General features: G+C 35.4%; 5 protein-coding genes and 1 pseudogene. All 6 read left to right on the top strand.

Annotated elements, in window-relative coordinates:
* The coding region (locus tag J5G60_RS17645; RefSeq protein WP_207876599.1) for a hypothetical protein at positions 1 to 233 on the top strand (233 nt) is incomplete at its 5' end.
* 22 nt (positions 234 to 255) lie between these two features.
* A complete protein-coding gene (locus J5G60_RS17640; protein ID WP_150358907.1) occupies positions 256 to 744 on the top strand; it encodes a hypothetical protein in 489 nt (162 codons plus the stop codon).
* Positions 745 to 760: 16 nt separating this feature from the next.
* Positions 761 to 1351, top strand: a complete 591-nt coding sequence (locus tag J5G60_RS17635; RefSeq protein WP_150358908.1) for a hypothetical protein — start codon at positions 761 to 763, stop codon at positions 1349 to 1351.
* An 84-nt stretch (positions 1352 to 1435) separates the two neighbouring features.
* Positions 1436 to 2092: a hypothetical protein gene (locus J5G60_RS17630; RefSeq protein ID WP_150358909.1), complete on the top strand. Its 657-nt coding sequence runs from the start codon at positions 1436 to 1438 to the stop codon at positions 2090 to 2092.
* Between the two features lie 39 nt (positions 2093 to 2131).
* Positions 2132 to 2716 carry a metal-dependent hydrolase gene (locus J5G60_RS17625; protein ID WP_190972272.1) on the top strand — a complete coding sequence of 195 codons (585 nt, stop codon included), beginning with the start codon at positions 2132 to 2134 and terminating at the stop codon, positions 2714 to 2716.
* Positions 2717 to 2747: 31 nt separating this feature from the next.
* Positions 2748 to 2939: pseudogene (locus J5G60_RS17620) on the top strand (hypothetical protein); the annotation flags it as partial.

Here is a 2939-nt window from a genome sequence, read left to right as displayed (position 1 = left end):
ATAAAAAAGGAGGAAATAATCGAATGATTATGTTAAAGAAATTGGTGAAAACACCACTTAGGAAAAGGAAAAAGGGTGATATAACCCATATACTCGGAATAGTTGCTGTTACCGTCATCATGATTGCAATAGTCATGGCAGTTAAAGGTTTGACATGGGCAGATCTAGTAACGCTTATAGATGATTTTGTAACCGGACCATTATGGAAACATGTTACTGATCCATTCAACTAAATTTATGGAGGGGGAAAGGTAAATGTCAAGAAAAGTATTCCCCAAAAAGAAAAAGGGATTTGTAGAAACCATGCTCGGCTCCCTGATAGCTATTTTTGTACTGCTGGCAGTAACTTTTACAGCCATAGTTGATCTTAAACCTTTCTTTATAAACCTGCAGCTTCACCAGGTGGACAGGCAGGCATCCTTACGTATGGAAACAGATGGAGGACTTACCGAAGACACCAGACAGTATATTGTAGATTCACTGAGCAAAATGGATGGATTTGATGCCAGTAAACTGGAAATTAAGGCTTCACATACAGCTGACAACCATTCTCCCGATCCAACAGATGATACCAACTTTGCAAATTATGGAGAACCTATAAGTCTCACCCTTACTTACAATTACACTCCCCAAAAGCATCATCTGGTAGGATGGACACAGGTAACCACAGAAAATGGCAATGTCATACCAATAACTGTTCATTGGGATACAACCAGCAAAAGAATAAGAACAATAACTCATTGAAGGGGGACTAAAAATAATGATAAAAATAGCCGAAAAAAAAGGAGCTGTCCAATTAGTCCCTTTATTCTTTATATTACTTATGCTTGTAGGGGTATTTTGCTTATTTCTATATGAAAATGTAATAGCAAATGACAAGTATTCCAGATTTAGAAATCAACTTGAAGCTTCAAATCTTGCTGTTGTCAGGAACATAAATCAGAAGCAACTTAAGGAGACTGGTGATATAACTTTTGAGGAAATGAACTTGATCCCGGCTTTTGATACCTTTAAAGAATATTTGATCAAAAATTATAATCTTGATTCAAAGCTTGAGAGTCTTCCCGGGAATACCTCAGTTATAGGAAAGATCTCCATAAAGGATTTGAGAATATATAGTGTTCAGGATGGAAAACTTGAGGAATGGGATTATTCGGGCGGTATATTTAACCATGTATCAAATCCTACTGGTAAAACTCCAAATGGCAAATCAGTCGAGCAGACCTCAATTTATTCAAAAATAAACTTAAATACGTACACGGTACTCAAGGCTGAAAACTCAGGAAGCAGCAATTTAAAAAACTTGGATATAGAGGCATATGACGATTTTGTAATACCGAAACAGGAATAAGAAGATGTTCGCATGATATTGACAATCATATGTATTTTCTCATTGTTTCATTGTAAAAAGAAACAGAAAGGATGTGTTTCAAGATTGAAAAATAAAAAAATAGTGGCAGTTAGTATAATAGCTGCGGCAGTTATAGGAGTTTCTATTTTTTATATTGAAAAAAAAGCTGTAACATATAAACCGACCACTAATGTTTATATAGCGACAAAACAAATAAATCCGGGAACCCCGCTTGACAAATCAAATTGTAAAGTTGAAACCATACAGGTTTCCATCATATCTACAGGCAGTAATTTAACTCCAAAAGACAATGAATCGAAAACGAAAAAAATTGCAAAAGAGACTATCTACAAAGGTGAAATAATAAACAAAAACAGAGTAATAAACAAGGATGATCCACAGGCGGCAGCAATAACACTTAAAAAAGACGAAGTTGAGTTTTCAATAAATGCACAGCTTCTTGACAATTATGCTGGAACCTACAGGGAAGGCGATATGGTGACTATAATCTATACACCCAATGCAACCAATACCAATCCTAATCCAAAATCAACGGTTTTGATTCCACAAATCAAGGTTTTAGGTGCCATAGACAGTCAGGGAAAATTCTTAAAGCCGGGTGATAAGGATGCTCTTGCTGCAGGACTTAGTTTTTCTGGGACCAATGAAGATATGAAAGCCGTCGCACAGGCCCAGTCGGCAGGTACTTTTAAAATCGGCAGATTGAATCCCAACAAGTAAAAATTTTATTGTAAGTTTTACAAAGGGGTGGTGCCGTGCGTGACAGGTAAAACTCATGCGGCAGTGGGAATAGTTTCTGCTGCCGCTTTAAGTTCAACTTTAAGTGTAAGATTAAGTTTTGTATTTTTTATTGGGGTCGTCATCGGTTCACTGGCTCCAGATATAGACCTTGATAACAGTACGATTTCAAAGTATTTAAATAAAATAATTATAGTTCTATTTGTTATTTTGCTCATTATCTTATGTGCACATCTTAAGTTTGATGCTTATAATCTGCAAAACCATTTCATATCTTCAGGTCTTTTTGTGATTTCACTGGCTTCTTTAATTTCAAGGGTTACCGGACATAGGATGTTTTCACATAGTTTATTGGGGTTTGGTACATTTTCCTATGGAGTATATATTATGTGCAGACCAATATTTACGGGTTTTGTTATTGGATATGTGAGTCATATTTTAATTGATCTTTTGAATTACCAGGGAGAAGCACTCATCTTTCCCTTCAGGGGAAGTTACTCTTTTAAATTGTGCAAGGCGGGTGGAATTGTGGATAAAAGCATACTTGTTATAAGCATGATTGTGTTTATTAATCTAATGGAAAGAATGAAATGGACTTTGCAATAAAATATAATTATAAAAAGAAAGGATGGTTTATATGGTAGATCAGTTTTTACAGGATATATATGCGAGCCGTCAGAGTAATAAAATCTTGACGGGAGAATTATCTGCTATTGAAATTATAAAGAAGAAAAAAGTTACAGAAGACGGTGAAAAGATAATAGAAATTCCATGTGGGATTGTCTTTTACGGAGATTTCAAAATTCTCATACCTTCCAGAGAAATGAAT

The organism is Clostridium sp. HV4-5-A1G (assembly GCF_900184915.1).
In the GTDB taxonomy this organism is placed as follows: domain Bacteria; phylum Bacillota; class Clostridia; order Clostridiales; family Clostridiaceae; genus Clostridium_B; species Clostridium_B aromativorans.
The sequence above is the reverse complement of the archived record's forward strand: the minus strand, read 5'-3'. Positions and strand labels throughout refer to the sequence as shown.